Genomic DNA, 14,642 nt, shown 5'->3' on the forward strand with positions numbered 1-14,642 from the left:
AGACAGTTTCAAAACAACAAGCAGGTGATAAAACATGAGAACTAATGAACGTAAAAATAATGAACTAAGACCCGTCGAATTCATTCCAAATTATATTATGCATCCAGAAGGAGCTGTTTTAATTTCAGTTGGAAACACAAAAGTGATTTGCACTGCAACGATTGAAAATAAATTACCCCCTTTTATGCGAGGACAGGGAAAAGGTTGGATTACAGCTGAGTACTCTATGTTACCACGCGCGACGAATACACGTAATGTTCGAGAATCAGCTCGTGGAAAATTATCAGGTCGTACGATGGAAATTCAACGTTTAATCGGTCGTTCTTTACGTGCCGCTGTTGATTTAGAAAAACTAGGTGAACGTACGATTTGGATTGACTGTGATGTGATTCAAGCAGATGGTGGAACACGTACAGCGTCTATTACAGGATCAGTTGTGGCAATGAAATTAGCTTTCGATAAATTAGTAGCAGAAGGTGTTTTAAAAGAATCTCCTCTTAAAGAACATTTAGCGGCAATCTCAGTTGGAATCAAAGATGGTGAAGTCATTTTAGACTTAGACTACGAAGAAGATTCAAGTGCAGAAGTCGATATGAATGTGATCATGACTGAGAGCGGACAATTTGTTGAAATCCAAGGAACAGGTGAAGAGGCGACGTACTCACATGCTGAGTTATTACAAATGCTTGACGTTGCAAGCCAAGGAATTAAACAATTAATTGAAGCTCAAAAACAAATCGGTTAATAGGAGACTAAAACATGAAAGAAGTCATCATTGCGACACAAAACAGTGGAAAAGCAAAAGAATTTGAACATATTTTCAATCGTTATAACATTCAAGTTAAATCATTACTCGATTTAGGTGACGTCACTGAAATCGAGGAAAATGGTGAGACATTTGAAGAAAACGCCTTAATCAAAGCGCGTGAAATAGCAAAAAAATATAAAAAATTAGTCATTGCAGATGACTCAGGGCTAGAAGTTGATGCCTTAAATAAACGCCCAGGTGTTTATAGTGCTCGTTATGCTGGAGAAGATCGTGATGACGCCAAAAACATTGATAAAGTCTTAACAGAGCTTGAAGGGATAGAAGAAAAAAATCGTAGTGCCCGTTTCGTTTGTGCCCTTGCTCTTGTCACAGAAAATGGTGAAGAATACGTCGTTCGAGGAGAGTGTGAAGGTCAAATTTTAACACATCGCCAAGGAAACGAAGGGTTTGGATACGATCCAATCTTCTATCTACCATCCATCCAAAAAACAATGGCCGAGATTCCAAAAAGCGAAAAAAACGTCTTAAGTCATCGTGCGGATGCCTTCAAGAAGTTAGAAAATGTCTTAATGGATTTAATGTAGGAGACGGATATGTTACTTGTCATTGTAAGTGATAGCCATGGCGATACAAACGCTTTATCATTAATACGTGAGCGCCACCTTTTAGACGCTGACCTACTTATTCACTGTGGAGATTCGCAGTTACCTGCAAATCATCCGTTATTAAACGAATATCTGAGTGTTTTAGGAAACTGTGATTTTGATAAAAACTTATTAAAAGAACGCATCGAACCTCTTACACTTGGTGCTCGTTTATTCATAACGCACGGGCATCTATACGACGTTAAATATTCATTAACAAGACTTTATTATCGTGCACGAGAATTGGATGCTAACATCGTATGTTATGGTCATTCTCATTGCATCGGGGCAGAAATGGTAGACGGCATTTTATTTATGAATCCTGGAAGTGTTGTCTTACCAAGAAATACAAAAGAAAAAACATATGCCTTACTAGAGATTAGTGAGACTTCATTTGAACTGAGCTATCATGAAGTTCAAAGTGGTAAAGTATTAGTCAAAGAAAGCTTTAAACGATAGAAAAGAAAGGTAGGGGGTCTAATGCAGGAAAATTATCAATATTATCTAAATCAAAAAGCGGTGGCTTCGCATTATTTAGAATTAGGAAATGTTTTGAAAGCATTAGAGCATTTTAATAATGCCTACCATACATCATTTGGGACAGAAGATTTAGATTTAATGTTAGACTTAGCATTTTTATATGATGAAATCGATGATCGTAAGAAAGCACTTGAATTATTTTATGAGATGATTAAAATCGACAGTGAATTTCCAACCTCTTATTATGGAATCGCTACGATCTATGATGATGATGAAGAGTATGAAAAAGCAATTTATTATTATCAAAAAACAATCGAGCTTGATCCAGAATACGAAGCAGCACATTTTTTCTTAGCTAACATTTATGACGAAACAGATGAAATTGAAAAAGCGATTTATCATTATGAAAAGACACTAGAACTTGATCCAAACTATTTTTATGCCTATATTAATCTGGGATGTATTTATGAAGCTCAAAATCAAAACTTAAAAGCTTACCATTATTTTTATAAAGCCTATAGTCTTGATCCAACAGATTACACGGCATTATTTAATTTAGGAGTCGTTTGTCGTAAGTTAAATCAAGTCAAAGAATCGATTCGCTATTACCGTAAGTCGCTGCAAAGTAATCCTGAGTATTCGTTTACCTATTTAAATTTAGCTATTTTATATAAAGAAGAATATCATGACTATTTAGAAAGTATTAAAATTTATACAGAAGGGATTCAATATAATCCAAATGTATCCGTTTTATATTATAATCGTGCTTGTTGCTATGCGTTAATGGAAAACAAAGAAGCAGCACTTGAAGATTTAATCATTGCTAATCAACTGAGCCCAAGCTTATTAGAATACATGGAAAAGGATGACGAACTGGTACAAGTTCGTCAAATGCCAGCCTATCAAAATGCTTTTAGTGTGAAATAAGACCGTTCTTTTACCGGTCTTATTTTTTTATTCTCAGTCATAATAGCTGTGGATAAATGAATCGTAACAGGTTATGGAATTGGCAAGTTAGATGATAATGCTATTTGAGGGTAAAGTCTTAAAACATGAACGAAAAGAAGTAAAATATGAGAAGGCTTACTTCGAAATATCGGTTATAATTTGAATCGTTTCTGAATAAAAATAGAAAAGTAAAATAAATGGAGGGGAAACATGAATTTTGTCGTTCTATCTGATTGCCATAGAAACCTGCCAGCACTACAGGTCATTATGGGAGTATTAAAAAGTTGCCCTCATGCATGATGCTATGTAAGAAGATGGAACCTTTAAAGCCATTGAGAAGGATAACTCACCACAGACGTTAGATGGGTTATTTAAAGAGATTGATACTGATTTGATTTTCTATGATCATTCACATCAAAAGTATGATGTAAATGTCGGTGCGAGTGGTTATATTAAAAGTAATCAGACGCATGATACGAGGTTGAGGTTTCAAGAGGATGGCTATGAGATTAATGTCAGATAGGTAAGTTATGAAAAACATAAGACATTAGAAAAAATGGATGAACTCAACCTGCTAGAATGCGAGTTTATGAAAGCCGTCTTTTTCTAAAAAGAGAGAATAATTCAATGAAAAAGGAGAGAAAAAATGAAACTAATGACTCATGCTTTAACAGAAGATCAAGCAAAAGTGATTGCAAGTTGGCGATATGAGGGAAAGTATGCTCTTTATAATTTACCAACTTGGGATGAGATGAAGGCGCAAAACTACGCACTTTGCGATGCAGTGAAACGTCAACGTTTCTTAGGATTTTCGCAGGAGGAGGGTGAGCTCATCGGTTTTATTAACTTACTTTGTGAAGAGGATCATGTGTTCTTTGGCATGGGCGTGCACCCTGATTATTGTAATCAAGGTTTTGGACGAGATATCATTGCGTACGCCATTAAGGAGAGCCAAAAGCGCCATGCTAATTTGCCACTTTTACTTGAGGTACGAACTTGGAATGAACGTGCCATTAGATGCTACCAGTCACAAAATTTTAAGATTATTGAGAAAAAGAAACAAGAAACCTACTTAGGACTCGGGGAGTTTTATGTCATGAAATATGAACATGACGATGAAAATTGTTAATTAAGTGGACGCTAATCTTAACTAGAAAGAATCGTTAGATTGTCGAATCATAGACCCTCTCTCATATGAATGATTTTAAGCAGACATCTCTTTCCTAGAGGTGTTTTTTTGTTTATTTTATAATAGGTATGGATAACTTTAAGGGTGGAATTTATTCAGAATGAGATTTAAGGCCTACTTCAAAAGCATAGACTGTTAGGATGAAATTAAAGCATTTGATGAGGGAGGTACTTCTTTTCAGTTGGTTAAAAATGGGGGTTATAGTGATTCGAAAATAATATCCATTAGTTACCCAAAAATATGAAACGTGAATCTTACTTCTATGGAGTGAAGTTAAAAGATTGAAAAGCTGAACAAATGATTCTGTTTTATGAGGTATCAAGGAGTCAGAGTTACGAACTTAGCATGATTCATCGCATTTATCAAAGAAAAGTCCCATTAAAAGAAGATCTTAGCTTTCATTTACGAATCAAATATCATTTCCATTAAATGACGGCAATAAGTCTTTTGAGAATGGGAATTATCGTGTTTTAATAATGTGTGTGGATAACTTATATGGTATAATAAGGAAAATCAGAGGAGGGATAGAATGTTAAATCATACAGGAACAAAAGTGATTGAAACACCAAGGTTAATCTTAAGACCATTCAAGATCAGCGATGCGTCTATGATGTATCAAAACTGGGCATCAGACGATGAAGTCACAAAATATTTAACGTGGCCAACGCATAGCGATATTTTCGTAACGAAGACCATTTTACAGATGTGGGTAGAGGGGTATAAAAATAAGGACTACTATCAATGGGCAATCGAGTTAAAGAAAACAGGTGAAGTGATTGGAAGTTTGAGTTTATTCAATATTAATAATCATGATGAAAATGCTGAAGTGGGATATTGTATTAGTCGTGATTATTGGAATCAGGGGATTGTAACTGAAGCTTTTAATGGCTTAATTAAACTAGCGTTTGAAGAGATTGGCTTTGCTCGTCTAACTGCGCGTCATGATGTGTTAAATCCGGCTTCTGGACGCGTGATGGAAAAATGCGGTCTTACCTATGAAGGAACACTTCGTAAAATTTCAAAAAATCAAGCAGGACAACTCGTCGACTGTAAATATTATTCGATTTTAAAAGAGGAATATGATGAGAAGCAGTTTTAATTTGAGAACCAATGATTAGCGATTAGGATAAGGAATGATCATTTTCAATGAGAGATGAGGGGAAACTTTCATCATTTTACTTACTTGGAGGAAGAAAAAATGAAAAAAATTATGGTAATTGGATGCTGCGGTAGCGGGAAATCAACCTTATCAAAACAACTCGCTAAAAAACTAAAATTACCACTTGTTCATCTAGATGTGTTAAATTGGTGTGGAAATTGGGAATGTGTTCCGCAAGAGACGTTTGATTCGTTACTATTAGAAGAGTTACAAAAAGAAGAATGGATTATTGAAGGCAATTACAATCGAACGATTCCAATGCGTCTAGAATATTGTGATACGGTGATTTACTTAGATTATTCAAGGTGGACGTGCTTATTAGGAGTTTTAAAACGTGTTATCAAAGGTTATGGAAAAACTCGTTCTGATATGGGGGGGAATTGTCCTGAAAGACTTGATTTCGAATTTTTAAAATTCGTATGGAACTTTAACCAAAATAATCGAGAACGCTACTTAAAACTATTAAGTGAACAATCTGATAAAAACGTGATTATTCTTCGTAATCGAAAAGAAGGTGCCACGTTTCTTAAAGAGATGATTGGATGAAAAATCGGATTGGAACCTCATTCAGGAGACGCTGAAACGACAGGATTTTGTGAGCAGGAGAGAAAAATTTAGCTCTTTATAATGGCCTGTATGGAGAACAAACCATTTGTTGCTAACGTCAGCGAATTGGTTAATTTCTAATTGTTATCACATCAAGTTAAGATGTCCTAAGTTTTACGATTAATCATGCGTTCAAACAAGAAGGATAGCCATTGGCTATCCTTTTAATCTATAAAAAGAATAGCTTCTATAATCAATAGAAACTATTTAAGGATAGAATGAATTTTTTTCTAAAACATGGTATTATGTGATGAGGATAAATAAAAGATAAAGGGGGATGGGAATGAATCAAAAACAAGTTATTTGTTATGTGATATTAGCTCTAATGTTTATCTTAGCCGGCTCTAGCAATGAAATACCGGATACATGTGTCGACCGAATTTTTGTTCCGCTACACGGGGCGAATTGGTCATTTCATTATGCCGGAATATTTTTGATGATCATTATTTATACCTGTTTTAAACAGCTTAATCTCCAAAAAGAGAATGCTTTTTTCAAAACAAGATGGCGACGTATCATAGCGACTTTTTTGTTTTTGAATCTTAGCACTCATACTGCAAATCTCACTGTCCAACTGTATAAAAGCTTTTCATCTGATTTAAGTTCGATTTATTTAAATCGTCAGGAATCTCATGTATTTGTGAATGGCCGTGAAACAGAGCTTAAGTTAGAGGGACAACTAGAACTGAAAAACTGTTCAAATGAAGAACAATGGTTTTACTTAACTATTACAATGCCAACGTTTGTGGAAGAGGCAGTCGGAATGAAAGATGTTATAATTAATCAAGCGTTTAATCTTCCGGCCAAAACCAAGCAAAGAATAACGATTGATGAAACGTTTAATATTCAAATGTCACCCTATTATTCCTTTAATTCTAACGCTTACGAATACACGTTATTCAATGAAAAAAGTGAAATCATTTTTAAAGGTAGCTTTGATCAGTATTTATTTCATTAATCAGCATCGGTGGCATCTCTTAAATCAAGAGATGCTTTTTTGATAGGTATCAAATGAAACTTTAAAATTTCAATGTGAAATTTTTGATTATCAGTGATATAATATTCTTCTGTGTTTAAAAAACAAAAGGATACGTTTAAAAAAGGAGGCGGTTCAACATGGCGAGAGCTTTATTGATTGCTGAAAAACCGTCATTAATGAGAGAAGTTCAGGCTGTTTATAAAATGATGAATTTTCCGGACCAAATTGATTTTAAATCATTTCGAGGGCATACGATGACGTTGCTTGCACCGGGTGATTATACACCGGAGTGGGAAAAGTGGGATTTAAAAACATTGCCGATGATTCCATCAAAATTTAAATATAAGGTCATTGAAAATGGTGATTATTTCAACATTTATCAAGATATTAAGAAAACAATTGAATTGGGAAACTATGATTATTTGATTAACTGTTGTGACCCGGGGCGTGAGGGACAATTAATATTTCACTCGGTTTATGAAAGCTTAGGTTGTCGTTTGCCTGTGAAACGTTTTTGGAATAATGGAATGACAGAACAGGCGATTATGGATGCCTTAAATCACATGGAAGATGATTTGAATACCCCACGTTTAAAAAATATGATTCATGCGAGTAAATTAAGAGCTGATTTTGATTGGCTCATTGGGATGAATTTTACGCGTGCCTTTTCAATAGGGGCTAATCAACGTAAAGCTTTACCACTTGGACGTGTGATGACGCCCGTATTAAATATGATTGCACAGCGTGAGATGGAGTTAAAAGATTTTAAACCGAAGCCATTTTGGGAAATTGAAGCTGATTTTGGTGAGTATAAAGGAACGTATTTCGATCATGATAATGAAAATGAAACGAAGTTTTTTGATAAAGAAAAAGCGGATGCGTTAATTCAAAGCTTACCGAATGTAGGAATGATTGAAAAGGTTGAAAAAAAGGTGGAGAAGAAATACGCTCCAAGTTTGCATTCATTGGCTGATTTGCAACGCGAGGCAAATAAGGTGTATAGTTTTACGATGTCTGAAACATTAGACATTGTTCAAGAACTCTATGAAGCTAAATACTTATCTTATCCGCGTACTGATTCAGCGTATATCACACAAGATGAAGCGAAGCGATTCCCGCAACTATTGGCGGCGATTAAAGAGATTCCGGATGTTTTGAAGTATGTACAGCCGATTTTAGATGAAGCGGGAGTCATCGAGAAAACGGCAAGAAATAAAAAGTATGTTGATGATAGTAAGGTTAGTGATCACTACGCCATCATTCCAACAGGGAAACCAGTAGATTTTAATCGCTTAAGCAAACGACAACAACAAATTATGAGTTTAGTAGCCAAGCGTTTTGTGGCTATTTTTATGCCTCCAAGTGTCGTGAATAAAACATCGGTGATTACAAATTGTAGTGGACGAAAATTTAAGACAAATGGAAATGAAGTCGTTGATAAGGGATATACTGTTTTATATAAAACCAAATTTAGTGAAAATAGTTTGCCATCACTTTTAGAAAATCAGCCGGTTTCTTTAACCGAAACAACACTAATAGAGAAGGCCACAACTCCCCCAAGCCGCTATAACGATGCCACGATTCTTGAGGCAATGATTAATGCGGGACGTTTTCTAGAGGATAAAGATTTAAAAGATGTTTTAAAATCGAGTGAAGGAATTGGAACTCCGGCAACGCGTGGTTCGATTATTGAAAAATTAATTAATTTAAAAATGATTGAACGTAAAAAGAAAACGTTCTATGCCACTGATTATGGAATTTCAATCATTCAAAATTTAAACGGGCATCTCGTTGCTTCTCCTGAATTAACAGCACAGTGGGAACAAAAATTAAAATCAATTGAAGCTTGTCAGCTAGAACCGATGACGTTTTGGCATGAAATGATTGAGTATATTAAAGTTGCCACAGAAGAGTTTAAACAAATGACGTATCAAATTCATGGAGTAGCAGCGACGTATACAAACTCTGAAATTAAGTTGATTGGAAACTGTCCAAAATGCGGTCAGAAGGTAGCGGCAGGTAAAAATTATTATTATTGTACGGAGTATAAAAAAACGTGCGATTTTATTAGTGGGAAAGCGATTCTTGGCACGAAAATTTCAGAAGCCAATATGAAAAAAATTCTTCAAGGAAAACCAAGTAATATCCTAACCTTTAAAAAAGTAGCGGCGAATGGTGAGAAAAAAACATGGAAAGCAGCCCTGATTTATAGTGCTGAAAAACAACAAGTGGTTTTCCATTTTGAAGATGAAGGACCTAAAGTTCCAACCAAACAATTGCATTTAAAGTGTCCGAGCTGTGGAAATACATTAAATGAAACAGGGAACTTTTATATGTGCCCTGAATATAAAAAAAGCTGTCAATTTATTATCGGAAAAACCTATTTTGGTGCTCCGATTTCCATTGAAAATGTGGAGCAAATGTTAAGGGGGCAGACAACGGAACCAAAACAAGTCACCTTCACCGATGGAACGGTTGCTCAGGGGGTTTTATATCTCGATGTTCCAACGAAAAAAATGAAATTTAAACGAATATAAAAATAAACGAAAATCATCAATTTTCTAAATAAAAAAGATTAATCTCAACTTAGTCAGTAGTTACGACAGTCAGATTAATCTTTTTTATTATGTTGCTCTATTTATAATCAGCCAGCAGAAGTTAAACAATGTTAAATATGGAGCGAGAATACTTACCAATCAAGAGGGAAATAATCCACTATTAAGAGGCAAGCGAGAGCTATTATTAAAAATAAATATATCTTATATAATTATTATTATTAAATTTCGCTCTGTTAGATAGTCAGGTTGAAATCTACATCGTTTATTTTAAATTAGTAAATCTATTCTAGTAACAAAAAAGTTGTTTAGTTTAGAGTTGACCATCCCATGGGGATCTTGAGATTAGTGTGGCATGAAAAGATTCAATAGCTATCTTTTGTAAGTACAACCTTCATTGTTAAAAAATCGAATGAGATGAAGGTCGATTCGCATGAAATCGTGGAATGATATTACTTTAATTTTCTAGAACTTTATTCTATACTCTTAAATCCTATTTAGAAATTTTTCGTCATATTTAATTTGATATATATCAATTGAAAATACATTTTTTTACTCTTATTGTTAAAACTATAATTAATTGAAATAATTTATTTAAATCATAAATATTTCAATGGATAGCGTATTTACTTGATAAAAAATATGTCGGTTTTAATGAAGGAGGAATTTAACTTATGAGTACTCTCAATAATAACAAACAACATAAATTCTTTTATGGGTGGGTCATTGTTGCAGCATGTTTACTTATTCAAGCCATACCATTTGGAGTCGCCTCTAACTTACCCCCTACTTTTACAAACTATGTTGTTAATGGAGAAGGGTTTAGTTATGCATCCTTTACCCTAATCTTTACGATTGGGACTGTTGTATCTGCTATTTGTTCGCCTTTTATAGGAAAAATATTTACTAAAGTCAATGTTAAACTATTATTTATCATCGGTTCTATATTTGTCGGCGGTGGATTTATGTTATACTCACTAGCTGGCAATAAACTAATTGCTTATTATATAATAGCTGCCATCGTTCAAGTCGGAAATGCTATTGTTTCTGCAATTGGAGTTCCTACACTGATAAATGCCTGGTTTAAGGTTAATAAGGGGAGAGCACTTGGGATTGCCTTCTGCGGTGGAGGAATAGGTAATATAGTTCTTCAAACGTTAGCAGGTAAATGGTTAACTGACCCAAATATAGGATATAAAGGAGCTTATTTAAGATTTGGACTCATCGCACTAATTGGTTCATTATTAATCTCTATATTTCTTGTCAGATTGCCTAAATCAGCAGATGAATTAGCCGCAAATGCTCCTAAGAAAAAATTAGAAGGGCAAGAAGATGTAGCCCATCATATAAGTTGGGGATATACAGTAGGTGAAACAACTAAAATGCCTCAATTTTGGCTAATAGCGGCTTCTTTTATCTTCATCGGATTCTATGTTAGTGGATTTGCTTTACAATTCATTCCTTATTTCCAAAGCTTAGAAGAAAAGAAAATATTACTGATTTCATCAGCTACATTAGCCTCTATGTTCGGATTATTTTCGATCTTTGGTAACATTTTGGGTGGGATTCTTTTTGATAAACTAGGATTATCAAAATCATTCCTATTGGCCGGAACTTTAGTCATTATAGCAGGGTTATGCTTATTATTTGTCGGAAAAATAAATGCACTTGGATACCTCTTTACAGGTGCATTCGGAATCTCAATGTTTTCTTATGTCATGGGACCTTCCTATATGACAAGCTCACTATTTGGAGATCGAGACTATGGATCTATTCTTGGATTTATCCAATTATTCTTTGCCGTTGGCTTTGCTGTCGGTACCCCAATTTTCAGTCTTATTTTAGAGAAGGCAGGATGGGCAACAGCATGGACTTCTTCGATTATATTTGCTGTTATTGCGTATGCAGGACTATTAATTGCTTCTTTATCTATACTTAAAATGAATAAAGAAAAAAATGTTCGTGAAACGAAAAGAATTTCTTAATAAAAAAATATTTTAGAGCGATTATCAAAGAAAAACCATTATCTCAAATCAGATTTAATCTGAACTCAGATAATGGTTTTTCTTTTGTACAATTTCTTTGCAACAATTGTGAGCGGGGGCCTGTTCCCTTTAAGGGATATTATCCTCGATGAATACAGGTGATGAAGGTGGAGATGAGTATCCACTTTCTATTAAATTTTGATTACGATAAGCGGTTTGAATTTAGAAAGCTTTTGGTATAATTCTATATGAACTAAAAAATTAAATTAAACGTATCAAGTTGACTAAAGTATAAGATTTTTCACGTTTTCTGATTAAATATATTTATTCATTTAATTAAGTATCTTTTTCTGTTGGAGTCTAAACTGATTAATTTAATACTGTCAATTAAGAAGTCATGATGATCACAAAAATGAATAGCACTGAAAATTACAACTTGCACAGATGGACTCTAATGTTAATATAATAGTGTAGTCTATGGTTGTATTTAAAAGAGATGCCTGATCGATTCAATTTTTATTATTTCTATAAGATGGATTCGCAGACATCTAAGATAAAAGAAATTCATGAATAGAGTTATCGGGATATATGAAAGCTTAAAGATTCAATGTTTTTTTATAAAGGGTTTAAGTTTATGATAGGAGGAGTAGATAGTATGAGCATTAGACATTTGCGAATTTTTATCATGGTTGCATCACTTAAGAATATGAGTGCAGCGGCAGAGAAGTTGTTCATTACACAACCATCGGTTAGCCAAGCAATTAAAGAAATTGAACATTATTATGGAGTGAAATTATTTGAGCGTTTATCAAAAAAGTTATATTTGACAGAAAGTGGAGAGTATTTATTAAGATATGCAACTCATATTGTTCAATCCTTTGATGAGATGGAAACGATGATGAAGAATAAATCGGACAATATTGCTTTGCGTATTGGAGCATCTATTACTGTAGGAAGTTGTTTGTTAAATCATATTCTGGATGATTTAGAAGAAGAAAATAATAAAATAACAACGCAGATTTATGTTCGTAATACAAAGGAAATTGAAAAAATGTTATTAGATAGTGAACTAGATGTTGCCTTAGTTGAGGGAACCGTGACCAGTAAAGATTTGATTTCGAAACCTGTTTATCAGGATAAGTTAATTATGGTAGTTGGAAAAGGGCATAAATTTTATAATCGAGATGAAATTAGTATTGAAGAACTTCAAGGAGAGGCTATTATTTCTCGTGAAGAGGGAAGTGGAAGTAAAACAATTTTTGATAATATTCTGAAAAGTAATCAGATAGAAGTCGATATTAAATGGAGTAGTACAGATACGGGGGCAATTAAGGATGCAGTACTGGAATCAAGAGGATTAGCTGTGTTATCTCGTCTTATGGTAGAGCGAGAATTGAAAAAAGGTACACTCCATGAAGTTTCTCTAAAAGAAGTATCTATGTTTAGAGAAATATTTGTCGTGTACCATAAAAATAAATTTATGTCTAAATCTTTAAAATGTTTTTTAGAGATTCTTTAAAAAATCATATAGATGATTGTTCCAATTAGACCTGATCCGAAAATAACTGGAATTGGACTTAACTTGAATTTACGAAGAGCAACTAAACCTCCTACGAATAAAGCAAATTCAACAATACGGAAGTTAGATAAGATAATTTCATGTTTCTCAGCTTGGAATAATGCTAATGTTAAAATAGATAAACCTGCTGATGAAATTAGTGAAACAACAGCTGGACGTAAACTAGATAAGATTGTTTGAACGCCTGAGAAGTTACGATATTTGTAGTAAAAGTGCGCAAGTGTTAAACAGATAATAAACGATGGAATAATAACCCCTAAAGTACAAATAAGTGCACCAGGTAATCCATTTAATTTTGTTCCAACAAATGTTGCAGCATTGATTGAAATAGGACCAGGTGTCATTTCAGCAATAGTTACTAAATCGGCGAATTCAGGAAGGGTCATTAACCCTTGGATATTAACAATTTGGTTTTGAATTAATGGGAGTGCTGCATATCCACCACCTACACTAAATAAACCGACTTGAATAAAACTCAAAAATAAAATCCAGATAATATTCATTAATCTACGCCCCCTCTATACCTTGTTTTTTAGATTTTTTTAAATCGATAAAAAGATTTAAAAAGCCAATTGCAAGACATAAGAAAATAACTGTCATTGCACTAATATCAAGTACGTAAGTCATAATGAACGTAATGACCATTAATGAAATATATACCGCATTTTTGGTTTTAATAACATTTTGAGCCAATTTGATAACAACATCACAAATAACGGCAGCTACTCCTGCGCGCATTACCATTAATGCCGTTGCGATCACTTTACTTTCTCTAAATTGTGTATAGAATAATGAAATAATTGAGATAATGACAATTGGTGGAATTGAAGTTCCAACAATTGCAACGATTGAGCCTAAAATTCCTTGCATACGATATCCTAAAATGACAGATGCATTAATTGGGATAGGTCCAGGCGAAGATTGTGCAATAGCTGTAATATCAAGCATTTCATCTTCTTCTAACCAGCCTAATTCTTCAACAAATTTCTTTTTCATTAACGAGACAATAACGAAACCTCCACCAAATGTTGAAGCACTTAAAATGAAGGTAGATTTAAATAATTCCCATAAGATTTTCCAATCCTTTTTTTTATTGTGCATCTTAAACTCTCCTTATTAAAGTATTTATTTTTTACAATAATTAGTATACGATTTATTATTCTATAAGTTAAATACATATATATTATTAAATATATAAGTAAATACCTATGGTAAAAAATATTAAGAAGTGGTGGAAAATCATCATTGTTTGTTTGAATACGAAGGATAAACGACTAATCTTAAAGTAAATGAGAGATTAGATATCAAGTTGTTAAATCATCTGACTAGAAGAAAAAGGTTATTTCTAACGGACTAAGTGATGGATTAGCCGATTAGCTTATCTTATTTTTGGCTAAATGTAATCGTAATTGTGTTCGTGGGAGGGGTGACTGTCACCATGGATACAATTTCATCATTAGATTACAGTTTATAGTAGGACTTTCTAACCTTGAAATATAGGATAAAAAGAATTGAAATCACTGATCATAAAAAAAACATATCTAACCTCAGAATGAGTTTCTGTTCTTAGATATGTTTTTTTATGTAAATATTACGTATGAGAACTTGTGGATAGGTTACAATTAATTAGACAGTTTTTTTAAGGTCATGTAGAATTATAAATAATATCAATCTAAAGGAGCTTTAACATGACCCAAACTAAAACTCGTAGACCACGCCGTACGTATACAGATGAATTTAAAAACCAAT

The 14,642-nt window shown here is 33.7% G+C and carries 13 protein-coding genes; 11 read left to right on the plus strand and 2 right to left on the minus strand.

Annotation, left to right across the window (positions count from 1 at the left end; genetic code table 11):
* Positions 1–34: 34 nt before the first annotated feature.
* The 11 genes from rph to J6D32_RS06390 all read left to right on the plus strand — a co-directional run bounded on the left by rph (position 35) and on the right by J6D32_RS06390 (position 12,833).
* Positions 35–745 (plus strand): ribonuclease PH, encoded by a 711-nt coding sequence (gene rph / locus J6D32_RS06340; RefSeq protein WP_006783227.1) that lies wholly within the window; start codon positions 35–37, stop codon positions 743–745.
* Positions 746–759: 14 nt separating this feature from the next.
* The gene (locus J6D32_RS06345) at positions 760–1,353 is read left to right on the plus strand and encodes an XTP/dITP diphosphatase (RefSeq protein WP_006783226.1); all 594 of its coding nucleotides are present in this window, start codon (positions 760–762) and stop codon (positions 1,351–1,353) included.
* Between the two features lie 9 nt (positions 1,354–1,362).
* Positions 1,363–1,872, plus strand: a complete 510-nt coding sequence (locus J6D32_RS06350) for a metallophosphoesterase (RefSeq protein WP_006783225.1) — start codon at positions 1,363–1,365, stop codon at positions 1,870–1,872.
* A gap of 21 nt (positions 1,873–1,893) precedes the next feature.
* Entirely contained in the window at positions 1,894–2,820 is a 927-nt protein-coding gene (locus J6D32_RS06355; protein WP_006783224.1) for a tetratricopeptide repeat protein, read from the plus strand.
* Between the two features lie 667 nt (positions 2,821–3,487).
* Complete coding sequence (locus tag J6D32_RS06360) at positions 3,488–3,970, plus strand: GNAT family N-acetyltransferase (protein ID WP_006783223.1); 483 nt, start codon at positions 3,488–3,490, stop codon at positions 3,968–3,970.
* 589 nt (positions 3,971–4,559) lie between these two features.
* A complete protein-coding gene (locus J6D32_RS06365) occupies positions 4,560–5,129 on the plus strand; it encodes a GNAT family N-acetyltransferase (RefSeq protein WP_006783222.1) in 570 nt (189 codons plus the stop codon).
* 99 nt (positions 5,130–5,228) lie between these two features.
* The gene (locus tag J6D32_RS06370) at positions 5,229–5,735 is read left to right on the plus strand and encodes a P-loop NTPase family protein (protein ID WP_006783221.1); all 507 of its coding nucleotides are present in this window, start codon (positions 5,229–5,231) and stop codon (positions 5,733–5,735) included.
* 343 nt (positions 5,736–6,078) lie between these two features.
* Positions 6,079–6,753, plus strand: coding sequence for a hypothetical protein (locus tag J6D32_RS06375; RefSeq protein ID WP_287467408.1), 675 nt, complete (start codon positions 6,079–6,081; stop codon positions 6,751–6,753).
* Positions 6,754–6,911: 158 nt separating this feature from the next.
* A complete protein-coding gene (locus tag J6D32_RS06380; RefSeq protein WP_155228092.1) occupies positions 6,912–9,311 on the plus strand; it encodes a type IA DNA topoisomerase in 2,400 nt (799 codons plus the stop codon).
* 692 nt (positions 9,312–10,003) lie between these two features.
* The gene (locus J6D32_RS06385) at positions 10,004–11,314 is read left to right on the plus strand and encodes a conjugated bile salt MFS transporter (RefSeq protein ID WP_009606217.1); all 1,311 of its coding nucleotides are present in this window, start codon (positions 10,004–10,006) and stop codon (positions 11,312–11,314) included.
* A gap of 655 nt (positions 11,315–11,969) precedes the next feature.
* A complete protein-coding gene (locus tag J6D32_RS06390; protein ID WP_006783217.1) occupies positions 11,970–12,833 on the plus strand; it encodes a LysR family transcriptional regulator in 864 nt (287 codons plus the stop codon).
* Here the strand turns inward: J6D32_RS06390 and J6D32_RS06395 are convergent.
* A complete protein-coding gene (locus J6D32_RS06395) occupies positions 12,830–13,396 on the minus strand; it encodes a chromate transporter (RefSeq protein ID WP_006783216.1) in 567 nt (188 codons plus the stop codon). The genes J6D32_RS06390 and J6D32_RS06395 overlap by 4 nt on opposite strands.
* Before the next feature lie 4 nt (positions 13,397–13,400).
* A complete protein-coding gene (locus J6D32_RS06400) occupies positions 13,401–13,994 on the minus strand; it encodes a chromate transporter (protein ID WP_006783215.1) in 594 nt (197 codons plus the stop codon).
* Positions 13,995–14,642 lie beyond the last annotated feature (648 nt).

It is taken from the genome of Turicibacter sp. (assembly GCF_017941855.1).
In the GTDB taxonomy this organism is placed as follows: Bacteria; Bacillota_I; Bacilli_A; order MOL361; family Turicibacteraceae; genus Turicibacter; species Turicibacter sanguinis.

What these genes read in the sequence shown, in the direction of transcription:
- J6D32_RS06380 (WP_155228092.1), top strand. Translation starts at nt 6,912, where the DNA reads ATGGCGAGAGCTTTATTGATTGCTGAAAAACCGTCATTAATGAGAGAA.
- rph (WP_006783227.1), top strand. Translation starts at nt 35, where the DNA reads ATGAGAACTAATGAACGTAAAAATAATGAACTAAGACCCGTCGAATTC.
- J6D32_RS06400 (WP_006783215.1), bottom strand. Translation starts at nt 13,994, where the DNA reads ATGCACAATAAAAAAAAGGATTGGAAAATCTTATGGGAATTATTTAAA.
- J6D32_RS06375 (WP_287467408.1), top strand. Translation starts at nt 6,079, where the DNA reads ATGAATCAAAAACAAGTTATTTGTTATGTGATATTAGCTCTAATGTTT.
- J6D32_RS06385 (WP_009606217.1), top strand. Translation starts at nt 10,004, where the DNA reads ATGAGTACTCTCAATAATAACAAACAACATAAATTCTTTTATGGGTGG.
- J6D32_RS06395 (WP_006783216.1), bottom strand. Translation starts at nt 13,396, where the DNA reads ATGAATATTATCTGGATTTTATTTTTGAGTTTTATTCAAGTCGGTTTA.
- J6D32_RS06345 (WP_006783226.1), top strand. Translation starts at nt 760, where the DNA reads ATGAAAGAAGTCATCATTGCGACACAAAACAGTGGAAAAGCAAAAGAA.
- J6D32_RS06355 (WP_006783224.1), top strand. Translation starts at nt 1,894, where the DNA reads ATGCAGGAAAATTATCAATATTATCTAAATCAAAAAGCGGTGGCTTCG.
- J6D32_RS06390 (WP_006783217.1), top strand. Translation starts at nt 11,970, where the DNA reads ATGAGCATTAGACATTTGCGAATTTTTATCATGGTTGCATCACTTAAG.
- J6D32_RS06370 (WP_006783221.1), top strand. Translation starts at nt 5,229, where the DNA reads ATGAAAAAAATTATGGTAATTGGATGCTGCGGTAGCGGGAAATCAACC.
- J6D32_RS06350 (WP_006783225.1), top strand. Translation starts at nt 1,363, where the DNA reads ATGTTACTTGTCATTGTAAGTGATAGCCATGGCGATACAAACGCTTTA.
- J6D32_RS06365 (WP_006783222.1), top strand. Translation starts at nt 4,560, where the DNA reads ATGTTAAATCATACAGGAACAAAAGTGATTGAAACACCAAGGTTAATC.
- J6D32_RS06360 (WP_006783223.1), top strand. Translation starts at nt 3,488, where the DNA reads ATGAAACTAATGACTCATGCTTTAACAGAAGATCAAGCAAAAGTGATT.